Raw genomic sequence first — 25395 nt, forward strand, 5'->3', positions numbered from 1 at the left:
GCAGGCGGGCACGGGCGCAAGACCGTGGCGGCGCCGGCCGCTACCCGGCGACGCAAGGGTGCGCCCGCGCCCACCCGCTCGCGGCCTCCCACCCGGGCGGCACACACCCCTGCTCCATCACGCACAGGCTCGCACTGGCCAGTGCATGGCGAAGAGCCTGCTGGCCGGCCTCGACGGACAGCGCTTCAACGAACTGCACGAAGCTGGCAGCGCCCGCTGCCGGCGCCTGCCGCAGCAGGTGCGCCAGCAGCCCCGCCAGGAAGCTGTCGCCCGCCCCCACGGTGTCGATGACCCGCAGGGGCTGCGCTTCTTTGGCAAAACACTGCATGCCGCTCTGGTGCAGCAGCCAGGCCCCCTCTGCGCCCAGCGTCAGCGCCAGCAGATGGGCCTGGGGGTTGGCGGCCAGCAGGTGGCGGGCGCGGGCCAGGGCGCCAGTGCCGGGCACGGCCAAGTGGTCCAGGTCTTCGTCGCTGGCCTTGATGATGTGGGCGTGTGCCAACGCCGCGTGCACCGTGGTGCGGTAGGCGTCCAGGTCGGGCATGACCGAGGGGCGCAGGTTGGCATCGACCACCACGCAGCGGCCTTCGGCGCGCTGGGCAGCGAGCCAGGGCTGGTAGATGGCGGTGTCGCGGGCATCGAGCGCGAGGGCGCCGGTGCAGACCAGCTGCAACGCGGGCAAGGCGGCGCAGGCCTCGCTGAGGCCGTGCGCCGACACGGCGCGGTCGGCCACGCCCTCACGGTAGAAGGCGTAGTCGGGGTGGCCGTGTTCATTGAGATTGACCACGGCCAATGATGTGACTTGCTGCACCGGCCCGGGCTGGGCCAGCAGCACACCGTCGGCGACCAGCTGCGCGGCCAGCTCGCGGCCAAAGCGGTCGCGCGACAAGGGGTTGAGGTACTGCGTGCCCACGCCCTGCCGGGCCAGCGCGCGGCACAGGTTGTACAGCGCGCCACCCAGGCACGGCAGGTAGCTGCCATCGGGGCGGCGGATGAGGTCGATGAGGGCCTCGCCCGCGATGGCGGCCTGGACGGGGGCCGTGGCCTGGGAAGTGTGGTGTACCGAAGTCATGGTGGATGTGAAGAGGGTGCGGACAGCAGCGTCAGAACTGCGATTGCAGTGCCGGGTATAGCGCGACAAAGCGGGCGTAGCGCTCGGCCAGCAGGGCTTGTTGTGCGGGCTGGGGGTCGAAAGTGGCGTCGGCGGGCAAGGGCTGACACCAGTGGGCCTCGTCGCCACCGCAGGCCATGGCCGCCAGCCGCGCCGCGCCCAGGGCGGCAGCAGCATGTGCCCCCTGCGGACGCTGCAGCGGCGTGCCCAGCGCGCTGGCCAGCAATTGCGCCCAGGGGTTGCTGCGGGCGCCGCCACCGACCAGTGCCAGGGCATCCTCACCCTCACCGATCGCCCCGAGCGCACGGCCCTGCCCTGCCCCGGCCGCCCGCATGGCGTTGAGCCCGTCGAGCAGGCCAAAGCCCACGCCTTCCATCACCGCATGGGCCAGGTCCGCCGCTTCGTGCTCGGCGCGCAAGCCCATGAAGACGCCGGTCGCAGCCGCGTTGTTGTGCGGCGTGCGCTCGCCACTCAGGTAGGGCAGGAACAGCGGCGCCTGGGCCTGGCGGTGGGGGCTGAGGGCACCCACGGCATCAGACAGCCGGGCTTCATCGCCCTGCCCCGTGAGCCGCGCGGCCCAGCCAAACGCACTTGCCGCACTGAGCATGACCGACATGTGGTGCCAGCGCTGCGGCAGCGCATGGGCAAAGGCGTGCACGGCGCGTTCGGTGGCGGGCGCAAAGGCGTCCGTCACACGGAAGACCACGCCCGACGTGCCCAATGACACAAAGCCCTGCCCGGCGGTGCGGGCGCCCACGCCCACGGCGCTGGCGGCGTTGTCGCCCGCGCCTGCGGCCACCACCACGCCCCCGCTCAGGCCCCAGCGGCGGGCCACATCGCTGCGCAGCGTGCCCGTGGGTGCACTGCCCTCGGCCAGCGCGGGCATGTGCGAGGCATCGAGCCCGCAGGCCCGCAGCATCGCGGGGCTCCAGGCGCGGGCCTGCACATCGAGCCACAGCGTGCCCGATGCGTCGGACATGTCACTCACCGCATCGCCCGTGAGCTGCAGGCGCAGCCAGTCCTTGGGCAGCAGCACCGTGCGGATCTGGCCGAACACGGCCGGCTCGTGCGTGCGCAGCCACAACAGCTTGGGTGCGGTGAAGCCGGGCATGGCGAGGTTGCCGGTGACCTGGCGCGCGGCGGGCACGGCCTGCTCGAGCGCGGCGCATTCGGCGCTCGCGCGGCCATCGTTCCAGAGAATGGCGGGGCGCAGCACCTGGCCCTGCGCGCCCAGCACCACCGCGCCATGCATGTGGCCAGACAGCCCGATGCCGCGCACCCGCGCCCATGCGGCGGGGGCTTGGGCGCGCAGCTGCGGCACGGCGGCTTCCACGGCGGCCAGCCAGTCGGCCGGGTTCTGCTCGCTCCAGGTGGGCCGAGGGCGGTGCTGGGGCACGGCGGCGTCGGCCGTGGCGATCACGGCCTGCGTTTCGTCGAGCAGCAGGAGCTTGACACCCGAGGTGCCCAAATCAATTCCGAGGTACATGGGTGGTTGGCAGATTTCAGTGGTTCAAAGTGGAAGCCAGGCCCCCCGCCGCACGCAACCGGCGCGCCCCAGGCCACAGATGCCCGGCAAGGGCCGCCCCGCAGCGAAGGCGCCCCGCCACTTCAAGGGGCCTTTCCGAATCTTCCGGCCCCCTGCTTGCGGTATTCGCTGGGCGTCATGCCCTTGATGTCCAGAAAGCGGCGGTTGAAGTTGGCCATGTTGTTGAAGCCCACGTCGTAGGCGATGTGGGTGATGTAGCGCTCGGTCTCCATCAGAAGCTGGCACGCGCGGTTCACGCGAACCAGGTTCACGAAGTCGGTGAAGGTGTTACCCGTGGCACGGCGAAAGAAGCGGGAAAACCGGCTCTCCGTCATGCCCAGCTCCTGTGCCAGGTCGGCAGCCGACAACGGGTCGGCCAGGTGGTCGGTGATGCGGCTCACGATGGCGTTGATCTGGTCGAGCTGGGTGTCGTTGTCCTCGCTTTGCAGCTGGGTGCTCGACAGCAGTCGAAAGTCGGTGCAGCGGGCCAGGTCGCTCAGGAATTCACAGAACGCGCCAAACCGGGCCAGACCCTGGCGCGCCTTGATGCGGTGCCAGTGTTCCTGCGCCTGGGCCTCCATGCCAAAGAACTCGATGCCATGGCGTGCGCGCTCCAGCAGGGGCAACACCTCGCGCAGCTCGGGGATGCTCTCGCTGCTGGCGACCAGCGGCGCGTGCGAGAACTGGATCACCAGGTCGCGCAGCGGCACGCCGCCTTCGGGCAGGTCCATGCTGATCCAGTTGTGCGGCAGGCGCGGCCCGGTCAACACCAGATGGCCGGGCTGGAACTGCCCGATCCAGTCGCCCACGAACACCTTGCCCGAGGTGGCGGTGATGAGGTGCAGCTCGTACTCATCGTGGTAGTGCCAGCGCGCCAGCGGCGTGGGAAACCCATGCGACAGGCACCGGATGAAACCTGCGGCCTCGGGCGACTCGTACCCGAGCTCGGGAAAGCGCACGTAGTCGTGCTCCAGCTCGGGCTTGGTCTGGCGCGGAGAGACAGGCGTCGTCTTCACGGTCATGGCGTCATTCCTGTGGTCGGGCCGCTCAACTTACACCAACCCCTGGCGTTCCGCACGCCCGGCCACGAAGGCCTGCACGCGGGCAAAGGCGTTGCGCAGCGTGGCAACCAGCCGCGGGTTTGAGGCCATTTCGCCCCACAGGGTGGTATCCGCGGCATAGGCGGCGACCAGGTCCGGCGCATCGCAGATCGCATGCGCCACGGCCGGGTCCATGGCCTGGTCCTGGTAGGTGTAGGGGATCTGCCCGGCATGCCAGCGCTGCAGGTAGGCCAGGAACAGCGCGGGCAGCACGGCCACGCTGTCGAACGAGCCATCGCGGGCCAGCTGGTCCCGGATGGTGGGCGCGATCATGCCGGGGATCTTGGAGAACGCATCCATGGCCACGCGCTGGTTGGTGTCGGCGATGGCGGGGTTGCCAAACCGGTCCAGCACCACGTCGCGGTAGGCCTCCAGGTCGATGGGGCACGGCAGCAGCACCGGGATCGCGTCGTCGGTCACGTAGTCGTAGGCCATCTGGCGGATGGCGGCATCGTGCGTGCCTTCGTGGATGTACTGGTAGCCCGCCAGCGTGCCCGCCCAGGCAATGCAGCTGTGGGTGGCGTTGAGCAGTCGGATCTTGGCTTCTTCGTACGCCTGCACCGACTCGACCATCTCGACTCCGACCCTTTCCCACGCGGGGCGGCCTGCGATGAAGTCGTCTTCGATCACCCACTGGATGAAGCTCTCGCCCATCAACGCGGCCTGGTCGTCCCAGCCGGTGGCGGCCTTCACGCGCTCGGCCACGTCCGGCGTGGGGCGCGGCGTGATGCGGTCGACCATGGCGTTGGGGCTGCTCGTGTGCTCCTGCACCCAGGCCTTGAGCGCGGCATCGCCCAGCGCGTCGATGAACTGCAGCAGGCCCCCGCGCGAGCGGTCGCCGTTGTGGCGCAGGTTGTCGCAGTTCATCAGCGTCACGGGGCCGGCACCGGCGGCCCTGCGCGCGCGCAGGATGCTCACCAGGCCGCCATAGAGGGTGTGGCCCGCCTGGCCCGCCTTGACGGTGGCGAGGTCGGCGCGCAGGTCGGCAAAGCTGGGCCAGTCGAGCTGGTCTTGCGCATCGAGGTAGTAGCCCGCCTCGGTCACCGTGAACGAGATGATGCGCGTGGCGGGGTCGGCACCTGCGGCGATCAGCGGGGCCAGGTCGTCCCGGTAGGGGATCACGCGCTGGATCGATTCAATGACGGTGTAGCTGCGCTCGCCCTGGGGCGTGACGGTCTCCAGCGTGTAGCGGCCGCCCTGGGCCTGCAGCGCGGCGATGGTGTCGGCCATGTCGGCGCGCAGGTTGCCGCCCGCAATGGCCCAGCCGGTGTCTCCCTGCTGGCGCAATGCGTGGACGTAAACGGCCTGGTGGGCGCGGTGGAACGAGCCCAGGCCCAGGTGCAGGATGAAATTCATGGTGCGTGAATGCAGGTGTTTAAAGATCGAAGTTCGTGGGCATCATCACCACGTCGCGGATGGTCATGCCACGGGGGCGCGTGAGCATGAACAGCACCACGCTGGCCACTTCGGCCGCTTCGATGAGACTGCCGCTGGCCTTGGCCTCTTCCAGCTTCTCGGCCGGCCAGTCGGCGAGCAGCGAGGTGATGACCGGCCCGGGCGAGATGGAGCCCACGCGGATGCCGTGCTTGAACACCTGGCGGCGCACGGTCTGCACGAAGCAGTTCACGGCCCACTTGGACGATGCGTAGACCGGCTCCCATGGCGTGGGGAAATGCGCGGCCAGCGAGCTGGTGACGATGATGTCGCCCGTGCCGCGTTCGATCATGTGGGGCAGCACGTTGTGCACGTTCTTCATCACCACGTTGACGTTGAGGTTCAGCATGCGGTCGATGGCGTCGGGGTCGGCGTCCACCAGATCGCCGCCGACGTAAAGCCCGGCATTGGCGTGGAAGATGTCGAGCTGGCCGGCGAGGGCCAGCGTGCGCGCCAGCAGGCTGGCGCACTGCTTGGCGTCCAGCAAGTCCAGTACCAACGGCAATGCGCTGGCACCGATCGCAGCGCAGGCCTTGGCCAGCGCGGCTTCGTCGCGGTCGATCATCACCACGCGCGCGCCCGCGTCGGCCATGGCTTGGGCACTGGCGAAGCCAATGCCCGATGCAGCGCCGGTGATGGCCGCCACCTTGCCTTGCAGTTCTTGTTCGAGGGTCATGGTGGTCATGCGGTCTGGCGGACCACCACGCGGCCTGCGGGGTCGAACCAATGGGCTTGCGATGCGTCGATGTCCAGGCTGACCGCATCACCGGCGCGCAGGCTGGTGCGGTCGTTCTGGCGGGCCACGAACTGTGCGCCCCCTGGCGTGCTCACATAGATCAGCGTCTCGGCACCCAGCGCTTCGACCAGGTCTACCTGGCCGCCCACCGGCGTCACGCCGGTGTTGCGCACGGTGATGTTCTCGGGGCGCAGGCCGATGGCACCGCCCTCGGCGCCCGCAGGTGCCTGCTGCTGCACCGGTGGCGGCAGCTGCGGCAGGGGCACCACGTTCATCTGCGGCGTGCCGATGAACTGGGCCACGAACTGGTTGGCGGGTTGGTCGTACAGCTCGAGCGGCGTGCCCACCTGCTCGATGACGCCGTCGCGCAGCACCACCACGCGGTCGGCCAGGGTCATGGCCTCCACCTGGTCGTGCGTGACGTAGATGGTGGTGGCGCCCAGGTCGCGGTGCAGCTTGGCGATCTCCACGCGGGTCTGGCCGCGCAGGGCCGCGTCGAGGTTGGACAGCGGCTCGTCGAACAGAAACACCTTGGGCGCGCGCACGATCGCACGGCCGATGGCCACGCGCTGGCGCTGGCCGCCCGAGAGTTCCTTGGGCGTGCGCTGAAGGTACTGCGTGAGGTTGAGGATGCGTGCAGCGTTCTGCACCTTCTCGTCAATCACCTGCCGGTCCACCTTGGCCAGCTTGAGCGCGAAGCTCATGTTCTCGTACACGCTCATGTGCGGGTACAGCGCATAGCTCTGGAACACCATGGCCAGGTCGCGCTTGCTCGAAGGCTGGTCGGTGATGTCGCGGCCGTCGAGCATCAGCGAGCCGCCGTCGATGGCTTCGAGCCCCGCGATCAGCCGCAGCAGCGTGGACTTGCCACAGCCCGAGGGGCCGACGAAGACGATGAACTCGCCTTGCTGGATGGTGAGGTCGATGCCCTTGATGGCGCGGTGCTCACCGAAGAATTTCTCGATGCCGCGCAGTTGAAGGTAAGCCATGGAATCGGGTTCCTGAAAACTTGAAAAACTGTGGGGAAGACAGGCTGCGGATTTACTTCACCGCGCCGAACGTGAGACCCTGCACCAACTGCTTCTGGCTGAACCAGCCGAACACCACGATGGGCGCAATGGCCATCAGCGACGCGGCGGACAGCTTGGCCCAGAACAAGCCTTCGGGGCTGGAGTAGGACGCGATCAGCGTGGCCAGCGTGCCGGCCTTGGCGGCGCTGAGGTTCAGGCTCCAGAAGGCTTCGTTCCACGACAGCACCAGGCACAACAGGCCGGTGGATGCCAGGCCACCCATGCCCAGCGGCAGCAGCACCAGGCGCACTTCCTGCCACAGGGTGGCGCCGTCCATGCGAGCGGCCTCCAGGATCTCGCGCGGGATGTCCTTGAAGTGCGAGTACAGCATCCACACCATGATGGGCAGGTTGGACAGCGCGAACACGATGATGAGCGCGAGCTGCGTGTCGAGCAGGTGGCTCTTTTGCGCCAGCACGTAGATGGGCACCAGCGCGCCCACGGCGGGCATCATCTTGGTGGAGAGCATCCACATCAGGATGTCCTTGGTGTACTTGCCCTTGAAGAAGGCCATGGCATACGCCGCGGGCGCTGCCAGCATCAGCCCCACCAGGGTGGACAGCACGCTGGTGATGACCGAGTTCCTGGCGTACAGCAGGTAGTCGCTGCGCTCCTGCACCTCGTGAAAATTCTCGAGCGTGGGGATGAAGAACAGCTGCGGCGGCACGGCGATGGCCTGCAGCTCGGTCTTGAACGCGGTCAGCAGCAGCCAGGCCAGCGGGAAGAACAGCAGCAGGGCCACGCCCCAGGCAGCCGCGGTGCGCAGGGCCAGCAGGCCCAGCGGATAGTTGGAACGGCGTCGAGCAGTCATGGTGGTGCTTCGGTTATTTGTCGAGGTTCTTGCCGACCATGCGGATCAGGAACACCGCCGCGATGTTGGCCAGCACCACCGCGAACAGCGCGCCGGCCGAGGCCACGCCCGCATCGAAGTTGAGCAGCGCCTGCTTGAAGATCAGGAAGGTGACGTTGGTGCTCGCATCGCCCGGCCCGCCACCGGTGGTGGTGTAGATCTCGGCAAAGATGCTGAGCAGGAAGATGAGTTCGATCATCACCACCACGGCCACCGAGCGGGCCAGGTGCGGCACGTACAGGTAGCGCAGCTGCTGCAGGTAGTTGGCGCCGTCCATGCGCGAGGCCTCGAGCTGCTCATGGTTCATGCTTTGCAGCGCGGTCATGAAGATCAGCGTGGCAAAGGGCAGCCACTGCCAGGAGACCATGACGATCACCGAGAACAGCGGGTGGTCGGTGAGCCAGTCCACCGGCTGCGCGCCGAAGAACATCCACACCTGGGCGAGCACGCCGTAGATGGGGTTCATCATCATGTTCTTCCACATCAGCGCGTTCACCGTGGGCATGACGAAGAACGGCGAGATCAGCAGCACCCGCACGATGCCCCGGCCCGCGAACGGCTCGTTGATGAGCAGCGCGATGGCGATGCCGAACACCACCGTGATGAGGATCACGCTGCCGAGCAGCAGCAGCGTGTTGACCACCGCCCTGCCGAACGAGGGGTCGGTGACGAAGTATTCGAAATTCTCCAGCCCGGCAAAGCCGGTCTGGTCCGGCTGCATCAGGTTGTAGCGGATGAGCGAGAAGTAGATCGTCATCACCAGCGGCACGATCATCCACAGGAAGAGCGTGGCCATGGCTGGCGTGAGCAGCAGGCGGGGGAGCAGGCGGCGGTTCATGGTGTTTCCGAAAGGGCGACGGGGCTGCCATGGTGAATGGCGAGCCCCAGGATCAGCACTGGTCAATCCACGGATGGGCAGTGGACGGCGGAGCCTCGGTGGCCCCGCCAGCCTTTACTTGTAGTAACCAGCCTTCTTCATTTCCCGGTCCGCAGACACCTGGCTGGCCTTGAGGGCCGCGTCCACGGTGGTCTTGCCGGCCAGCGCCGCGCTCATCTGCTGGCCCACCGCGATGCCGATGGCCTGGAACTCCGGAATCGCCGCGAACTGCACGCCCACGTACGGGCTTTTGGGCAGGGTCGAATCGGTCGGGTTGGCCGAGTCGATCGCGACCTTCTCGGCGGCGGCGAAGCGGGCGGCCTTCTGGAACTCGGGCGATGCGTAGGTGCTCTTGCGCGTGCCGGTGGGCACGTTGGCCCAGCCGTTGGTCTTGGCGACCAGCTGGATGTAGTCCTTGCTGGTGGACCAGGTGATGAACTTCTGCGCGGCGTCCACCTTTTTCGAACCGGCGGGGATGGCCAGGTTCCACGACCACAGCCAGTTGGCGCCCTTGGGCGTGTTCATGGTGGGCGCCTGGGCAAAGGCCATCTGGTCGGCCACCTTGGACTGCTTGGGGTCGCTCACGAACGATGCCGCGATGGTCGCGTCCACCCACATGCCGCACTTGCCGGAGTTGGTCAGCGCCAGGATCTCGTTGAAGCTGTTGGCCGACGAGCCAGGCGGGCCGTAGTTCTTGAGCAGGTCTACGTAGAAGGTGATCGCGTCCTTCCAGGGCTTGGATTCAAGCTGCGGCTTCCACTGCATGTCGAACCACTGGCCGCCGAAGGTGTTGACCAGCGTGGTCAGGAACGCCATGTTGTCGCCCCAGCCCGGCTTGCCGCGCAGGCAAATACCGTATACGCCGTTCTTGGGGTCGTGCATCTTGGCGGCCAGGTCCTTGATCTGCGGCCAGGTGGGACGCTCGGGCACCTGCACGCCGGCCTTGTCGGCCAGGTCCTTGCGGTACATGAGCATGGAGCTTTCGCCGTAGAACGGCGCGGCGAACAGCTTGCCGTCGATGGACAGGCCGCCCCGCACGGCGGGCAGCAGGTCGTCCACGTCGTAGGCGGCGTCGGTTTTGAGCTCCTGCAGCCAGCCCTTCTTGCCCCAGATGGGCGCCTCGTACATGCCGATGGTCATCACGTCGAACTGGCCGCCCTTGGTGGCGATGTCGGTGGTGACGCGCTGGCGCAGCACGCCTTCTTCGAGCGTGACCCACTTGAGCTTGATGTCGGGGTTCGCCTGCTCGAAGTTCTTGGAGAGCTTCTGCATCTCGATCATGTGGCCGTTGTTCACGGTGGCGATCACGAGCTCGGTCTGCGCGCTGGCGGCGCCGCACAGCGACGTCAAGGCCAGCGCAACGGCGACGGCCAGGCGCTGGGGCATGGTGACAGGGGTGGAATGTGGCATCGGAAAAGTCTCCTCGGTCGTTGGTATGGGAATCTGCCTTTCAACACCGGCGCAAGGCATGCAGGCATTGACGGACTGAACGATACCGATGCTGCGATGCCCGATTGGTACTCCAGATGCCTCTACAAATACTAATTTGCACCAGATAATCAGGATTTATACCTAGACGTGTCAACAGGGTATCTAACCGACCGGAAAGAGCGGGGCCGGACCCCAACACGGTTGAAGTCGCGAATGCCCCGAATCACTATCAAATCAATAGCTATTAGCGCTTATCCATCAAGCGGCAGAGGCCGATTCAATCCACATCCCAAGCACCACGCCCCACGGAGGCGACGTCAACGCCGCCCCTTCCTCCATCCATCTGCCCGTCCGCCCACGGCAGCACTGCTCCCCGTCAGAAATCCACCGTGGCAGACAGCGTCACCGTGCGAGGACTTCCCACATACAGCCAGTTGCCGGAGCCGCTGGACCAGTAGTTGCGGTTGAACAGGTTGTCCACGCCCGCGCGCAGCACCAGCGGCCGGCTCCAGGCCTGGGTCTTGTAGCGGGCACCGATGTCCCAGCGCGTCCAGCCCGGAATGCGCCGCAGGTTGGCGGCGTCCACATGCTGCGCGCTGCTGGCGATCATGCGGGCCGACAGCGTCAGCCCTGGAACGGCAGCCACGTCGTGGTCGCTGCCCAGGTTGAGCTGCCAGCGCGACACATTGGGCGCGGAGTTGCCGTTGTAGGTGCCGCCTTCGGTTTTGGTCAGCCGGGCATCGTTGAAGGTCACGCCGCCCAGCAGGCGCGTGCCCCGGGCCACCTCGCCAAAGACATTGAGCTCGACCCCGCGGTTGCGCTGCTCTGCACCGACCTGGTAGGTGAATGTGCCATCGCCGTTGGAGGCCACGAGCCCGCTCGGCTTCTGGATGTGGAACAGGCTCGCTGTGGTGCTGAAGCGGCCCCAATCGGCCTTCACGCCCACCTCCCGCTGCTTCGTGCGGACCGGCGGAAACACCTGCCCGGCATTGGTGGTGCCCAGTGGCGCTGAATCGCCCTGGACCAGCCCTTCGATGTAATTGCCGTAGAGCGATACGTGCGGCTGCAGCTTGAACACCGCCGCCAGCGCCGGCGTCACCGCGTGCTCGTCGTACGCGGCGCTGCCGGCCCCGGTGGTGGTGTCGTGCTTGACGACCTTCACGCGCTGGTAGCGGGCACCCAGGGTGACGGACAGGCGGTCTTGCCACAGCGAGACGGTGTCGGACAGCGCCACGGACGGCAACTGCAAGGAATCGGTCTGTGGCGGCCGCGATGAGAAACCGTCGATGGACGGACGCGCGGTGGCCGCGGGCGCATACATGTTCGTGGCGAAGCTGTCGAAGCCGTAGTACTGCGCCGTGAAGCCGCTGTCCTTCTTCAGGTACGACGCATGCAGGTGGATGCGGTGCGTAAGCTCGCCGGCACGCACCGTGCCCTGCAGCCCGCCTTGCAGGGTGCGGTAGTTCGTCCAGTTGGGCCAAAAGTACGTGGTGGCCTGCGCGTCGCCCTGCACGTTGGTCACGAACACGTCGGTGGCGAGGTACCGGGACCGCGTGTGGCTGCCACCCGCGGCTGCAGAGAGCGTCCAGTCCGGGGTGAGGTCGTACTCTGCCTTGGCCAGGAGGTAGTTGCTGCGCGACCTGGCGAACTCCCAGTCCTGCGCGATGCGATGGCTGGCCCGGGGCGGCCTGGGGATGGCAATGCCGTCGTCGATGCCGAAGCCCGCGGCGCCTTGCGGCGCTTCGTTGTTCATCGTCTGGTGGCCGGCATCCACCGAGGCCCGCAACTGACTGCCCCGGTAGTCCACGGCCAGCGCCGCAGCGCCCAGCTCTACGGACTGGCCCTGGGTAGCGGTCTTTCCGTCACGGTAGACGCCGTTGAAGCGCACACCCCACTGGTGGTCGTCGCCGAACCGGCGGCCCACGTCCAGGTGGCCGCCCAGGTTGCCTCTGGACAGGTACGTGGTGGTCAGGCGGGTCAGCGGCACGTCGCCCGCGCGCTTGGGCACCAGGTTGATGGCGCCGCCCACCGCGCCGCCCGCCCCGGGCGCCATGCCGTTGAGCAGCGCGTTGGGGCCCTTGAGCACCTCGACGCGCTCGGCCGCTTCGACCGCCACGGCGCGGTTGGTGGCGATGCCGCCGATGCCATCGAACAGCACCGAGTCCTGCACCGAGAAGCCGCGGATCAGAAAGATGTCGCCCCCCGCAGCAGCGTTGGTCAGGCTGTAGGACACCGTGCGCACGGACGGGTCGTTGGCCAGCACATCGGCCACGGTGATCGCCTGCTGGTCCTGCATCAGTTCGGCCGTGTAGCTGGTGATGTGAAACGGCGTGTCCATCAGGCTCTGGTGGCCCAGCAGGCCGACCCGGCTGCCCGTGGCAACCTGGCCGCCGACATAGGCGGGCGGCAAATCGCCGGGCGCTGCCTCGGCGCTGGCCGTCACGGTGACGGCGCCCAGGGTGGCGGCATCGCTGAGCCGGGGTGCCTGCGCTGCAGGGCGCGATGCCTCGCGCAGCGTGAAGACGCCGCCCGTGGCCTGCCGCAGCTCCAGCCCCGAACCTGCCAGCGCGCGGCGCAGTGCCTCGGGCGCATCGAAGCGGCCCCGCACGGGCGCCGCGTTGCGGCCTTCCACCAGCTGCGCATCGGCGGTGAGGGCCAGGCCCGCGTCACGCGCGATGCGGTTGAGGGCTGCTCCCAGCGGCCCGGCGGGCAGGTCGTAGTCGCGCACTGCCGCAGCGCTGGCCGTGGCCGCAGGGACCTCTGCCGTGGCTGGCTGTGCGGCCGCGGCAGAGGCGCCCAACGCAAGCAGCAGCGCAGTAGCGCAGGGGTTCAGCGGAAAGGGGAAAACTGCAGAGGGCATGGGTCAGGCTCCGAGACGGTCACGTCAGAAAAGAGGGGCAACCGCGCCGATGCACGGTCTCTGTCTGATTGCCGAACGGGTGCCGAAAAGTGAGAGGGGGCCGGGGCCATTTATTTTTTGGGCCGGCGTCGCTGGTGGATGGGATGCCGGCTGGCAGGGGCGATCTGGGTTGATCTGCTTGGGCTGCTGGATCTGGGTTGAACGGAATGGAACCGTCGATCAGCCGCACCAAGTTGCTCATCTTTTGATAGCTTCCAGCGCTTTCCCATCAAGCGGTAGCGGCCGATTTTCTTCACATTTTCATCCTCAGGGCGCAGCACGCGGCTTGAGCGTGACCCACCAGCGCGTGGTCCAGACCACCTCCACTGGCACGGCCGCGGTCAGCGCCAACAGGGCCTGGTCGGTGTCCGCCAGGGGCAGCGTGCCCGTCACGCGCAACCCGGCCACACGGGGGTCGACACCCAGGTGGCCGACCCGGTGCCGCGCCAGCATGGCCACCACCTCGCCCAAGGGTTGGTTGTCCACGACCAGCATGCCGTCCTTCCAGGCGTCGGCATGGGGTGGGGCCACCCACGGGTCCACCCGCCCGCCCTCCAGCCGTGCGCCCTGCCCGGCCGACACGATGCGCTCGGCAGCGCACGGCTCGGCCGCTGCTGCCGCACAGGTCGCCGGGCGGGCCGCGACGGCGGACTGGGTGACTGCGACTTCGGTGGCAGGCGCGCCAAGGCTCTGCGCCCCATCGATGCCAGTGGCTTGCGCCTGTGGCCAGCGGCGCACGGTGAAACGGGTGCCCAGGGCGCGCAGGCTGCCGTCCTCGGTCAGCACGACGAACGGGCGCTGCTCGGCCGGATCGGCATGGCTGGTTTCCACAGCGACCTCGCCCGCGCGCAGGCGGATCGTGCGCTGGTCCTTGCTGAATGCGACATCCACGGCGCTGCGGGTGTTCAGGTGCAGCACGGTCTGGTCGGGCAGCACGATGGTGCGGCGCTCGCCGGTGGCGGTGCGGTGGTCGGCCAGCAGTTGGCCCACGGGCTGGTGGCGGTCCAGCACCAGCACGCCGCAGGCCACCGCCAACGCCAGGCCCAGCACGGCGCCCACCACACGGGCAGGACGGCGCCGGCGCGGTGGCAGCAGCAAGGCCGCGCGGGCTCCAGGCCCTGCGGCGGCACGGGCCAGGTGCTGGTCGATGTCGCCCAGCTGGCGCCAGGCGCGGGCATGGTCGGGGTGTGCCGCCAGCCAGTCGTTCAGGGCTTGGGCGTCCGCCGGCGACGTGGCGCCCTCGCCCTGGCGCAGTTGCCAGCCGATGGCGGCCTCCAGCACGGCAGGCGGCACGGGGTGGTCGTCGCCTGCGCCGCCAGGCAAGCCGCCCGTTGTCCAGCCCGCGCTGCTCACGCCGCGCCGCCAAAACGCAGGTGGTAGGCGTGGCGCATGGCGTTGGCCAGGTACTGGCGCACGCGGGGCACCGACACCTGCAGCTGCTCGGCGATCTCTGCGTGCGTGAGACCGTCGAGCCGGTTCATGAGCCATGCCGCGCGCGTCTTGGGCGTCAGGCCCTGCAGCAGTGCATCGACCGCGTGGAGCATCTGCACGGCGGCCAGGCGCTCTTCGGGGGATGGCTGCAGCACCTCGGGCTGCAGGGCCAGGTCTGCCAGGTAGGCGCGCTCCAGTTCGCCCCGGCGCCAGAAGTCCACCAGCAGCCCGCGTGCCACCGTGGTCAGGTAAGCGCGCGGCTCGCGCATCGCGTCGGGGGCGATGGCGGCCGGGCGGGCGAGTAGGCGCACGAAGGTGTCCTGCGCCAGATCGGCCGCATCGTCGGCACAACCGAGCCGCCGGCGCAGCCAGGACTGCAGCCACCCGTGGTGGTGGCTGTACAGCGCGTGCAGGGGGTGAGCGGCAGACATGGCGTGACGGCCTTTTTGAGAATGATTCTTGATTATAGAAACACATTCCCGCCCAGCCCCTGGGCACGCCGCCATCCGGCAGACCGGCTGCGCGCTCAGCGCCGCGCGTTTTCCATCATCGTGGCAACGTGGGCCGGCAGGGTCTTCGGGGTCCCCAGGTCCTGCACGTCCCATTCCTCCCCGCCGGTCAGCAGCCATACGCGTACCGAGTCGGTGGCGGCGTGGACCACGATGGCGGCAGCCTCCGTGTCGCCTGCGTCCGGCCGGTTACCGGTGATGTAGAGCATGGAGCCGTCTTGCCGCAGCGGCCCACTCACCTGCAGGTTGTCCAGCAGCACGTTGTAGTTGGCGAGACCGAGCAGCCCACGCAGCCGCTCGGCCAGCGGGCCGGCACGCAGGAAGTCTGAGCCCCCGACCGGATAGTTGCCTACCTGGGTTTGCAGGTTCGCCCAGGGATTGGCGGGCGCGGCAGGTACCTCGTTGGGCACAGGACGCGCGACCTTGCGCGGCGCCGTGGGCGCCGTGGGTACCGTGCCCACGCAACCCGGCAGCAGCACAGCCAACGCAAGAGCGGCCAGCACGGCGCTTGACAAAGGGGCTGGAGAGATAGGGCGCATGATCGGGGGCTTCTTTCTAAAAAGGGCAGCTGGGCGAAAAGGTCTGCGAGCTTAGCCGGTTCCTGCCGGCAGCCGCCCCCTAAAATCGCGTCTTTCGCCTTCCAACCGCCATGACCGAACACGCCCGCCCCGTCCGCTCGCAATACGAAGACTTCATGCGCCACGTGTTCACCCACGGCGTGGAAAAATCCGACCGCACGGGAACCGGCACCCGCAGCGTTTTCGGCCACCAGATGCGTTTCGACCTGAAGGAAGGCTTTCCGCTCGTCACCACCAAGAAGGTGCACCTGCGGTCCATCATCCAGGAGCTGCTGTGGTTCCTCACGGGGTCGAGCAACAACAACTGGCTCAAGGAGCGCGGCGTCACCATCTGGGACGAATGGGCGCGCGAGGACGGCGACCTGGGGCCGGTGTACGGCGTGCAGTGGCGCAGCTGGCCCACGCCGGACGGCGGGCACATTGATCAGATCAGCGATGTGGTCAGGACGCTCAAGACCAACCCCGATTCGCGGCGCATCATCGTGAGCGCCTGGAACGTGGCCGAGCTCGGCAAGATGGCGCTCATGCCCTGCCACGCTTTCTTCCAGTTCTACGTGGCGCCAGCACAGGAGCCCGGCGGACGCGGCACGCTCTCCTGCCAGCTGTACCAGCGCAGTGCGGACATCTTCCTGGGCGTGCCGTTCAACATCGCGAGCTATGCCCTGCTCACCCACATGGTGGCGCAGCAGTGCGACCTGGATGTGGGTGATTTCATCTGGACGGGCGGCGACTGCCACATCTACAGCAACCACCACGAGCAAGTGCAAACGCAGCTGGCGCGCACACCCTATCCCTACCCGGTGCTGAACATCAAGCGCCGCCCCGGCAGCATCTTCGACTACCAGTACGAGGACTTCGAAGTGGTGGACTACCAGTGCCACCCGGCGATCAAGGCCCCCGTGGCCGTGTGATCACGCACCAGCCCTTCTTGAGACCCCACACCTCCTGAGCCCCAGGGCCAGGTGCAGCAGCGCCCAGCCCGCATCCACCCACAACCACCACCACGAGCTTTCATCCATGTCTTCCGGCGGATTTCACGTACACGGCCCCCACGACCACGCGGTGGAGCATGCCACCCACGGCCACCATGACGACGCCACGGCCAGCCACGGCAACGACGGCAATGGCTCGTCCATGAACAAAATCGCGATGTTCACCGCCATCGTGGCCACGGTGGGCGCGATCTTCTCGTACATGGGCGGCGCCACGCAGGCCAACGCCGGGCTGCTCAAGAACGACGCGGCCATCAAGAAGACCGAGGCCTCCAACCAGTGGAACTACTTCCAGTCCAAGAGCACCAAGCAATCCCTGGCCGAACTGGCCCGCGACCTGGCGCCCGATGACCGCAAGGCCGGCTACCAGACCAAGGTGGAGCGCTACGAAACCGAGAAGAACGAGATCAAGGTGGCCGCCGAGAAGCTCGAGGCCGATGCCCACGAATTCGACCGCAAGAGCGAAGCCCAGATGCACCAGCACCACCGCTGGGCCCAGGCCACCACGGCGCTGCAGGTGGCCATCGCGCTGGCCGCCATTGCGCTGCTCACCAAGAAAAAATGGCTGGAATACGGCATGTACGGCGTGGCCGCCGTGGGCCTGGGCGTGGGTGCCCTCGCCGCCTTGCACATCTGAAAAACAAGGACGTCCCGCCATGCCAGTGCACCTCATCTACGCCCGCGCCGCCAACGGTGTGATCGGCAAGGACAACGCCCTGCCCTGGCACCTGCCGGAGGACATGGCGCATTTCAAGCAGCTGACGCAGGGCTGCCCCGTGGTGATGGGCCGCAAGACCTGGGATTCGCTTCCGGCGCGTTTTCGCCCCCTTCCGGGCCGTACCAACATCGTGGTGACGCGCCAGCACGACTGGCAGGCCGAAGGCGCCCGGCGCGCCGAGAGCCTGGACGCTGCGCTGGCGCAGTGCGATCCCCGCCAGACGGTGTGGGTGATCGGCGGCGCGCAGATTTACGCCGAGGCCCTGCCGACGGCAGACCGGCTGGAGGTGACCGAGATCGCCCGGGACTTCGAGGGCGACGCCCACGCGCCGGTGCTAGGCAAAGCCTGGACCGAGGCCGCCCGCAGCGACCATGTGAGCACCAACGGCCTGCCCTTCAGTTTTGTGAGCTACGTGCGCGCGGCGGATTGAGTCCCTCTTCGGCGGGCACGTGCCCTTCCCTTTCCCCTTGCACCCAGCTATGGGGTGGCTGACGGGGTTTTTGCAGTCGTCTGGTCGCGCGCCGGATCGGGCGTCTGTGCGGGAGTGAGGGCCGGAGCGGGTGCCGGTGTTTCCGCCGGCGTCTGCGCGGGCGGGGGAGCTGGCGTCTGGGCCGGCGTCTGCACCGGCGTGGAGGCAGGGGTCAACGCAGGCTGCAAGCCAGGCACCACCGCAGGAGTGTTCACCCCCTGGGCACCTGCAGCCGCGGCCCCCATGGCCAGAACGCAAGCCAGCGCTTGCTGGTGAATGGATGGCATGGAGTTCTCCATCGGGAACAGATTTCCAGTTTCTGCGGAACGGCGGCCGCGAAGCGTCGGACAAATACCCGTGGTCCCGGGGGATGGGGCGCTTCGTGCCGCGGTGCCATGTCGGGCACTCAGTGCACAGGCTGATGCCACAAGAAAGCAATGATGGGTACGATGCGCGCTGCGGGCCTTCGCCCACGGCCGCCACCGCTGCAGCTGCTGGCAGTCAGTGCGGAGCCCTTGTTTTTATTCACTATTACTGTTCAAAAAATGCAAATAGCCACCTGGAACGTGAATTCCCTGTCGGTGCGCCTGCCCCAGGTGCTGACCTGGCTGGAGGCCAATCCGGTGGATGCCCTGTGCCTGCAGGAACTCAAGCTGACCGACGACAAATTCCCGCACGACGCGCTGAAGGAGGCCGGTTACGAAGCGGTGACCTTCGGCCAGAAGACCTACAACGGCGTGGCCATCCTGAGCCGGCATCCCCTGCGGGACGTGGTGCGCAACATCCCGGGCCACACAGACGAACAGGCCCGCGTCATCGCCGCCACGGTGGACACCCCCTCCGGCGCGTTGCGGCTGGTCAACTGTTATTTCGTCAATGGACAGGCCCCCGGTACGGAAAAGTTTGCGTACAAGATGCTGTGGCTTACGGCGCTGCACCGTTGGCTGCGCGAGGAGTTGCGGGCCCACCCACGGCTGGCGTTGCTGGGCGACTTCAACGTCGCGCCGGAAGACCGCGACTCATTCGACCCGGTGGGCCTGAAGGACACGATCCACCACACGGTGGAAGAGCGCCAGCACTTCCAGGATTTGGTTGCGCTCGGCCTGACCGATACCTTCCGCATGTTCGAGCAACCTGAAAAAACCTATTCGTGGTGGGACTACCGCATGCTCGGCTTCCAGAAGAACCGTGGCCTGCGCATCGATCACATCCTGGTGAGCGAGGCCCTGCGCCCGACGGTGACGGCGTGCGTGGTGGACCGCGCTCCGCGCAAGAACCCCCAGCCCAGCGACCATGCACCGGTGGTGCTCACAATGGCGTGACGTGTTGGCAAGGCGGCTGCGCTGCTGCCGGCGCGCCCGCAGCAGGTCCACCGGCCAGGGCGCACGCCGGGCAGGCCACAACACAAAGGCTGCAAGGATTTCTCCTTGCAGCCTTTGCTGGTTCATGCACGGGCAAAAGACGCGCCATGGGCCCCGCCGCCGGCCCTTGCATGCGCCACGGGCCGGAGCCCGGGGGTGCAGCCGTCCGATAGGATCCGATCAGGTGTTCGAGTACGAATCGCGCAGGCCACGCACTTCATCATGGTTGCGCTGCGCCCCTTGGGACTGGCGTTCCACCAGGGCCCGTACATCAGCGGGCAGTGCCGACTTCAAGGCCTTGCGGTAGCGCGCCACGGCAGCGTCCTCGCCGCGCTCGCACTCTTGCAGCACCGCCTTGTCATCGTTGATGGACAGCGCCGACTTGACCGACACCCAGCCCCGGTGCAAGGCCCCGGCCACGGTACCGCCCGAGGCCGGCTCGCCACCCAGGCGGCGGACTTCGCTTTCCAGCTCGGTGGCGGCGGCGGCGCATTCCCGCGCATGGCGCTGGAACACCCCCTTGAGTTGCGCCGAATTGGCGCGCTCGGCACAGGCGGTGAAACCATACTCCCCGTCGCGCGCCGATTCCAGCAGATCGTTGAGAACGTCCACCGTGTCTTCGTTGTCCGCCACGTCCAGTGGAAGCTCGTTGTTGATGCGGGCGCTGGATACGCGGTCCCACGCGGCGCGGGCGGCAGGACGGGCATCCGTCCAGGCCAGGCCGTCCGAATGGCGGGCACGCCAGTCGTCCGCCAGGCGGGGTTCGACGGCTTCAAAGTCGCCTTCGTAGCGGTCTACGGAAGACCAGCCCAGTTCGTAGGCAGGGCGGTATTGGTCGTACGTGCGGCCACCCACGTAGTAGGGCTCGCGGTGGTAGCGTTCGCGCCAGTAGGCGTCTTCATCCGTGGGGTTGACCGCCTCGGCAGCAGCCTTGCCAGCCAGGCCGCCGGCCACGGCGCCCGCCACACCGCCAATGGCTGCCCCCACGGGGCCGCCAAAGGCACCCGCAGCCGCCCCAGCGGCCGCCCCACCCATCGCGGCCCCCACGCCAGTGCCGACGGGATGGGCGCCCGGCTCGTTGGTCAAGGGGTCACGGTTGGCATCGTTGAAATCCGACATAGAAGCTCTCCGGTTGGTTGACAGTGAGTTCATTGTTGGATTCACCCCCGCCGCCCCGGGTCGGTCCATGGAGTGCTTGCGTGTAGGACACCGACCAGCACGCCGCGCCCTCGCCACAGGCTGGGGCGATGCGAACCGTCCGGCGCCTTTCTGCAGGAGGCGCAGTCACGCCAATACGCTACATTTTTAATAGCGCACAGCGCTTGAAAATAAAGCGCTGCAGGCCAATTTCACCCTTCATCTGGCGCATCCAGGCCCAGCTCCTGGATCTTGCGCGTGATGGTGTTGCGGCCAATGCCCAGACGCTGGGCGGCCTCCATGCGGCGGCCATGCGTGGCGGTGAGCGCGGTGCGGATGAGCCGTGACTCGAATCGCCGCGTCAGGGCATCCCACACCTCGGGCTGGCCACCCGCGAGCAGTTTCTGCGCTTCGGTCTCCAGCGCCTGTTCCCAGCCGTGGCCGGCAGTGGCCGCAACCGGCGCCGCGGACACCTCCGGAACCACCGGCCAGGCGGCCGCCCCGGGGGCCACGCTGACTGGCGCAATGGCCGGGGCCACGGGCGGGTGCAGTCCACCCACGCGCTCAGCCGGCACAGCGGCCACGAGGCCCGCATGCGGGAGAGGAGGCGTACCGGCGGAAGGCTGCAGCTGCTGCGCGGCAGGCTCGGTGGTGGCGCCTGCACGCGGCACGGGTTGATGGACGGGGGCTTCCAGCACTTCGGGCGGCAGGTCCTGCAGGGAAATGACCTGGGCAGGTGCCATCACAGTGAGCCAGTGGCAGATGTTCTCCAGCTGCCGCACATTGCCCGGAAAGGCAAACTGCTCGAGCCGCGCGAGGGCCGAATCTGCAATGCGCTTGGGCTCCACCCCCAGTTGCCGCGCGCTTTGCTGCAGGAAGTGGCGCGTGAGCACGGGCACATCCTCATGCCGCTCGCGCAGCGCAGGAAGGCGAAGGCGGATGACGTTGAGGCGGTGGAAAAGGTCCTCGCGGAAGCCTCCTTCCTTCACGCGCTTTTCCAGGTCCTGGTGGGTCGCGGCAATCACGCGCACGTGGGCCTTCACGGCCGCATGGCCACCGACGCGGTAGAACTGCCCGTCCGACAGCACGCGCAACAGGCGCGTCTGCAGGTCGAAGGGCATGTCGCCGATTTCATCGAGGAACAGGGTGCCGCCCTCGGCCTGCTCAAAGCGGCCGCGCCGCTGCGTCTGCGCGCCCGTGAAGGCGCCGCGCTCGTGGCCGAAGAGCTCGGACTCGAGCAGATCCTTGGGAATGGCAGCGGTGTTGATGGCGACAAAGGGCCCATCGGCGACCGGCGAATGCTTGTGCAGCGCACGCGCCACCAGTTCCTTGCCCGAGCCCGATTCGCCGGTGATGAGCACCGTGACCTGGCTTTGGCTCAGCCGGCCGATGGCACGGAAAACATCCTGCATGGCAGGCGCCTGGCCCAGCATCTCCGGGGCTTCGGCCTGGCGCTCTTCGGTCACTTCCTCGCGCTGGCTTTCTTCAACCGCGCGGCGGATAAGCTCCACCGCCTTGGGCAGGTCAAACGGCTTGGGCAGGTATTCGAACGCGCCGCGTTGGAAAGCCGACACGGCACTGTCCAGGTCGGAGTACGCCGTCATGATGATGACGGGCAGCCCAGGCTGCAGTTCGCGCACCTTTTCCAGCAACTGCAGGCCCGAGCCGCCGGGCATGCGGATGTCGCTCACCAGGACCTGGGGCCCTTGGCGCGCGGGGTCGCCAGCGGTGATATCGGCCAGCGCATCGAGCACCTCGCGCGGGTGCGTGAAGCTGCGCGTGGGCAGGTTTTCGCGCGCCAGCGCCTTTTCCAGGACGAAGCGGATCGAGGGGTCGTCATCTACTATCCAGATCGGCTTCATATGTTTTTCTTACCTTCCCTGTGGTTGCGTGTCAGGGACCATCGTGCGCTTTCAAGGCAAGGGAATCAGGATGCGGAAGTCGGTGCGACCCGGCACGCTGTCGCATTCGATCAACCCATGATGGCGCTGCACGAAGGTTTGCGCCAACGTGAGCCCCAGCCCTGACCCGCCATCCCGACCCGACACCAGAGGGTAAAAAATACGCTCCTTGATCGTGTCGGGCACGCCCGGTCCGTTGTCGATGACATGCAATTCCAGTGCCAGCCGGTAGCGCTGGCGACCAAACGTTACTTGTCGGGCCACACGGGTGCGCAGGGTGATGACCGCGTCGCCGGCCGCGATGCGATCGGTCAGCGCCTGGGCCGCGTTCTGCACAATGTTCAACAGCGCCTGAATGAGCTGGGCGCGGTCGCCGCGGAATTCTGGGATCGAGGTGTCGTAGTCGCGCTGCACGCGCAACCCCTGCGGGTACTCCACCAGCACCAGCGAGCGCACGCGCTCGCACACTTCGTGGATGTTCACGTCGCCCACCAGGTGCGGGTGGCGGTGTGGCGCAAGCAGCCGGTCCACCAGGCTTTGCAGGCGGTCGGCCTCGTGGATGATGACCTGGGTGTACTCGGTGAGCTCGCGGCTCTCGAGTTCCATCTCCAGCAGCTGGGCGGCACCACGGATGCCGCCCAGGGGGTTCTTGATCTCGTGGGCCAGGTTGCGGATGAGCTCCTTGTTGGCCTGGGCCTGGTCGAGCAGGCGCTCCTCGCGGTCCTGCCGCGCCTGCTGCTCCAGCGGCCACAGCTCGACGAGGATCTCGCCCACCTGCTCGGCGTCGGCAACGTTCACATGCACGGGCACCGGGTCCTGGTGCAGGCGCTTGAGGCTCGCCTCATACCGCAAAGCGGCAAAGTCCTTGCCCCGGGCACCTGCCAGCGCGGTCTGCAGCAACGCAGGATCGGTGAAAAAGGTGGAGAAATCCACGCCTTCCAGGGTGCGGCGCGACAGGCCGAGCGTGTTTTCCAGTGCTGCATTGGCAAATTGCACGGCGCCATCGGCGCGCAGCACGGCCACCAGGGTGGACATCAGGTCCAGCGAATGGAATCGCCCTGTGTCGGTGGCTGGGGTGTCGGGAAAGGGCGAAGAGCTCACACGCGTGCCATGCAAGAAAAAAGGAAGGTGACTTAGTTGGCGGGCGGCAGGCGTGCGATCTCGCGCTTGATGCCGGCAATGTCGCTTTCGCTGCGGGCCACGTTGGCCTTGAGCTCCGCCGTGCGTTCCATGTAGCGCTGGGGGTTGCGCAGATCGAGGGCGTTGCGCTCTGGCGCGCCGCCGTTGTATTCCTTCACCAGCTCGGCATGGCGGGCCTCGGCCTTGCGCAGCTCGGATTCGAGAATGGCCCGCGCATCGGCATCGCGCGCTTTCTGGTCGTTGCTGTTGGCCCGGGGTGCATTCGAAGGTGCCGCCGTTGCCGCAGGCGTGCCGCCGCCCGAGGGCGCCGGGGCCGCCGACGCCGGCCGGGTGCCCTGCACGACGGTGACATTGCCGCCTTCCACCAGCTTGCATCCCCGCTCCTTGGCCTGGGCGGCGTTGTTGGTGTATTCGTTGCCACAGCGGTAGATGCGGTCTTGCGCCCACGCGGCCGGTGCCGTCGCGGCGATGAGTAACAGGGTGATGAGCGTTTTCTTCATTCGGTTTCCTCGCACTGCCATGCAGGGGTCAGGGGAGTATCCACCAATCACCATGCATCGCCAATCCAACACCAGCAGGCCCTCGCAGGGCTTTGTACATGGATGCAACGGCCCCGGGATTGGTTTCACCAGCCTCTCCGGCCCCATGAAAAAAGGCGGCCAAGGCCGCCTTTTTGGTGAGCAACAGCCTGCAGGGAGGCGATTACAGCGAGTAGTACATGTCGTACTCGACAGGGTGAGGCGCCATGCGGAAACGCGTGACTTCGCCCATCTTGAGCTCGATGTACGCGTCGAGCATGGAGTCGGTAAAGACGCCGCCCTTGGTAAGGAAACCACGGTCCTTGTCCAGATACTCCAGGGCCTGGTCCAGGCTGTGGCAGACGGTGGGCACCAGCTTGTCTTCTTCGGGTGGCAGATGGTACAGGTCCTTCGTGGCGGCTTCGCCCGGATGGATCTTGTTTTCCACGCCGTCCAGGCCGGCCATCATCAGGGCCGAGAAGGCCAGGTAAGGATTGGCCGATGGATCGGGGAAGCGCGCTTCGATGCGGCGGCCCTTGGGGTTGGCGACGTAAGGAATGCGGATCGAGGCCGAGCGGTTGCGGGCCGAGTAGGCCAGCTTCACAGGGGCTTCGAAGCCGGGCACCAGGCGCTTGTACGAGTTCGTGCCGGGGTTGGTGATGGCGTTCAGGGCACGTGCGTGCTTGATGATGCCGCCGATGTAGTACAGCGCGAAGTCCGACAGGCCGGCGTAGCCGTCGCCTGCGAACAGGTTCTTGCCGTCCTTCCAGATGGACTGGTGCACGTGCATGCCGGAGCCGTTGTCGCCAGCGTAGGGCTTGGGCATGAAGGTAGCCGTCTTGCCGTAGGCGTTGGCCACGTTCCAGACCACGTACTTCAGGACCTGGGTCCAGTCAGCGCGCTCGACCAGCGTGCTGAAACGCGTGCCGATTTCGTTCTGGCCAGCGCCCGCCACTTCGTGGTGGAACACTTCGACCGGGATGCCCAGGGATTCGAGGATCAAGGACATTTCGGCGCGCATGTCCTGCGTGCTGTCGACAGGAGGCACGGGGAAGTAGCCGCCCTTGACGGTGGGACGGTGGCCGCGGTTGCCACCTTCGAGCTTGGCGCCCGAGTTCCAGGGGGCTTCGTACTCTTCGATCTCGAACATGACCTTGCCGGGTTCGTTGGACCAGCGCACACCGTCGAAGATGAAGAATTCTGGCTCGGGGCCGAAGAAGGCCGTGTCGCCCAGGCCGGAGGCCTTCAGGTAGGCTTCAGCGCGCTTGGCGATGGAGCGTGGGTCGCGGTCGTAGGCCTTGCCATCACCGGGTTCGATCACGTCGCACTGCAGGAACAGCGTAGTTTCTTCGAAGAAGGGGTCGATGTTGGCGGTGCTGGGGTCGGGCATGAGCTGCATGTCCGAGGCTTCAATGCCCTTCCAGCCAGCCACGGACGAACCGTCGAATGCGTGGCCGGACGTGAACTTGTCTTCATCGAAGTGGGACACCGGCACGGTCACGTGCTGTTCCTTGCCCCGGGTATCGGTAAAACGGAAGTCAACGAACTTGACTTCGTTCTCCTTCACCATCTTCATCACGTCTGCAACGGTCTTGGCCATCAGGTTCTCCT

The 25395-nt window shown here is 67.2% G+C and carries 22 protein-coding genes; 4 read left to right on the forward strand and 18 right to left on the reverse strand.

Annotation, left to right across the window (positions count from 1 at the left end; translation table 11 throughout):
• Positions 1-40: 40 nt before the first annotated feature.
• The 13 genes from KW843_RS24375 to KW843_RS24435 all read right to left on the reverse strand — a co-directional run bounded on the left by KW843_RS24375 (position 41) and on the right by KW843_RS24435 (position 15509).
• The gene (locus tag KW843_RS24375) at positions 41-1069 is read right to left on the reverse strand and encodes a PfkB family carbohydrate kinase (RefSeq protein ID WP_218297732.1); all 1029 of its coding nucleotides are present in this window, start codon (positions 1067-1069) and stop codon (positions 41-43) included.
• A 31-nt stretch (positions 1070-1100) separates the two neighbouring features.
• Entirely contained in the window at positions 1101-2594 is a 1494-nt protein-coding gene (gene xylB, locus KW843_RS24380; protein ID WP_218297733.1) for a xylulokinase, read from the reverse strand.
• A gap of 122 nt (positions 2595-2716) precedes the next feature.
• A complete protein-coding gene (locus KW843_RS24385; RefSeq protein ID WP_218297734.1) occupies positions 2717-3655 on the reverse strand; it encodes an AraC family transcriptional regulator in 939 nt (312 codons plus the stop codon).
• 30 nt (positions 3656-3685) lie between these two features.
• On the reverse strand, positions 3686-5089 hold the full coding sequence (gene dalD, locus KW843_RS24390) for a D-arabinitol 4-dehydrogenase (protein ID WP_218297735.1): 1404 nt from the start codon (positions 5087-5089) through the stop codon (positions 3686-3688).
• A 19-nt stretch (positions 5090-5108) separates the two neighbouring features.
• A complete protein-coding gene (locus KW843_RS24395) occupies positions 5109-5843 on the reverse strand; it encodes an SDR family oxidoreductase (RefSeq protein WP_218297736.1) in 735 nt (244 codons plus the stop codon).
• Between the two features lie 5 nt (positions 5844-5848).
• Entirely contained in the window at positions 5849-6892 is a 1044-nt protein-coding gene (locus KW843_RS24400; protein ID WP_218297737.1) for an ABC transporter ATP-binding protein, read from the reverse strand.
• Between the two features lie 52 nt (positions 6893-6944).
• Positions 6945-7784, reverse strand: coding sequence for a carbohydrate ABC transporter permease (locus tag KW843_RS24405; RefSeq protein WP_218297738.1), 840 nt, complete (start codon positions 7782-7784; stop codon positions 6945-6947).
• Between the two features lie 13 nt (positions 7785-7797).
• Positions 7798-8661, reverse strand: a complete 864-nt coding sequence (locus KW843_RS24410) for a carbohydrate ABC transporter permease (protein WP_218297739.1) — start codon at positions 8659-8661, stop codon at positions 7798-7800.
• Positions 8662-8775: 114 nt separating this feature from the next.
• Positions 8776-10110: a sugar ABC transporter substrate-binding protein gene (locus KW843_RS24415; RefSeq protein ID WP_056413437.1), complete on the reverse strand. Its 1335-nt coding sequence runs from the start codon at positions 10108-10110 to the stop codon at positions 8776-8778.
• 397 nt (positions 10111-10507) lie between these two features.
• Positions 10508-12991 carry a TonB-dependent receptor gene (locus KW843_RS24420; RefSeq protein WP_218297740.1) on the reverse strand — a complete coding sequence of 828 codons (2484 nt, stop codon included), beginning with the start codon at positions 12989-12991 and terminating at the stop codon, positions 10508-10510.
• Positions 12992-13297: 306 nt separating this feature from the next.
• Positions 13298-14383, reverse strand: a complete 1086-nt coding sequence (locus tag KW843_RS24425; RefSeq protein ID WP_218297741.1) for a FecR family protein — start codon at positions 14381-14383, stop codon at positions 13298-13300.
• Positions 14380-14892: a sigma-70 family RNA polymerase sigma factor gene (locus KW843_RS24430; RefSeq protein ID WP_218297742.1), complete on the reverse strand. Its 513-nt coding sequence runs from the start codon at positions 14890-14892 to the stop codon at positions 14380-14382. Before KW843_RS24430 ends, KW843_RS24425 begins: the two co-directional genes overlap by 4 nt.
• A gap of 95 nt (positions 14893-14987) precedes the next feature.
• Complete coding sequence (locus KW843_RS24435) at positions 14988-15509, reverse strand: hypothetical protein (protein WP_218297743.1); 522 nt, start codon at positions 15507-15509, stop codon at positions 14988-14990.
• A 110-nt stretch (positions 15510-15619) separates the two neighbouring features.
• Here KW843_RS24435 and KW843_RS24440 point away from each other — a divergent pair, with 110 nt between their 5' ends.
• The 4 genes from KW843_RS24440 (at position 15620) to KW843_RS24455 (ending at position 19049) form a co-directional block, all read left to right on the forward strand.
• Positions 15620-16459 (forward strand): thymidylate synthase, encoded by an 840-nt coding sequence (locus KW843_RS24440; protein WP_218297744.1) that lies wholly within the window; start codon positions 15620-15622, stop codon positions 16457-16459.
• Positions 16460-16565: 106 nt separating this feature from the next.
• Complete coding sequence (locus KW843_RS24445; RefSeq protein ID WP_218297745.1) at positions 16566-17177, forward strand: DUF4337 domain-containing protein; 612 nt, start codon at positions 16566-16568, stop codon at positions 17175-17177.
• Positions 17178-17196: 19 nt separating this feature from the next.
• The gene (locus tag KW843_RS24450; protein ID WP_218297746.1) at positions 17197-17688 is read left to right on the forward strand and encodes a dihydrofolate reductase; all 492 of its coding nucleotides are present in this window, start codon (positions 17197-17199) and stop codon (positions 17686-17688) included.
• A gap of 584 nt (positions 17689-18272) precedes the next feature.
• Positions 18273-19049 (forward strand): exodeoxyribonuclease III, encoded by a 777-nt coding sequence (locus tag KW843_RS24455; protein ID WP_218297747.1) that lies wholly within the window; start codon positions 18273-18275, stop codon positions 19047-19049.
• A gap of 219 nt (positions 19050-19268) precedes the next feature.
• Here KW843_RS24455 and KW843_RS24460 read toward each other — a convergent pair whose 3' ends face one another.
• The 5 genes from KW843_RS24460 to glnA all read right to left on the reverse strand — a co-directional run bounded on the left by KW843_RS24460 (position 19269) and on the right by glnA (position 25384).
• Positions 19269-20207, reverse strand: a complete 939-nt coding sequence (locus KW843_RS24460; RefSeq protein ID WP_218297748.1) for a PA2169 family four-helix-bundle protein — start codon at positions 20205-20207, stop codon at positions 19269-19271.
• Positions 20208-20437: 230 nt separating this feature from the next.
• Complete coding sequence (ntrC, locus tag KW843_RS24465) at positions 20438-22087, reverse strand: nitrogen regulation protein NR(I) (RefSeq protein WP_218297749.1); 1650 nt, start codon at positions 22085-22087, stop codon at positions 20438-20440.
• A gap of 51 nt (positions 22088-22138) precedes the next feature.
• The gene (gene glnL / locus KW843_RS24470) at positions 22139-23161 is read right to left on the reverse strand and encodes a nitrogen regulation protein NR(II) (RefSeq protein ID WP_218297761.1); all 1023 of its coding nucleotides are present in this window, start codon (positions 23159-23161) and stop codon (positions 22139-22141) included.
• Between the two features lie 98 nt (positions 23162-23259).
• Positions 23260-23766, reverse strand: coding sequence for a hypothetical protein (locus KW843_RS24475; protein ID WP_218297750.1), 507 nt, complete (start codon positions 23764-23766; stop codon positions 23260-23262).
• A gap of 202 nt (positions 23767-23968) precedes the next feature.
• Complete coding sequence (gene glnA, locus KW843_RS24480; RefSeq protein ID WP_218297751.1) at positions 23969-25384, reverse strand: type I glutamate--ammonia ligase; 1416 nt, start codon at positions 25382-25384, stop codon at positions 23969-23971.
• Positions 25385-25395 lie beyond the last annotated feature (11 nt).

Source organism: Acidovorax sp. sif1233, from assembly GCF_019218755.1.
GTDB lineage: Bacteria > Pseudomonadota > Gammaproteobacteria > Burkholderiales > Burkholderiaceae_C > Acidovorax.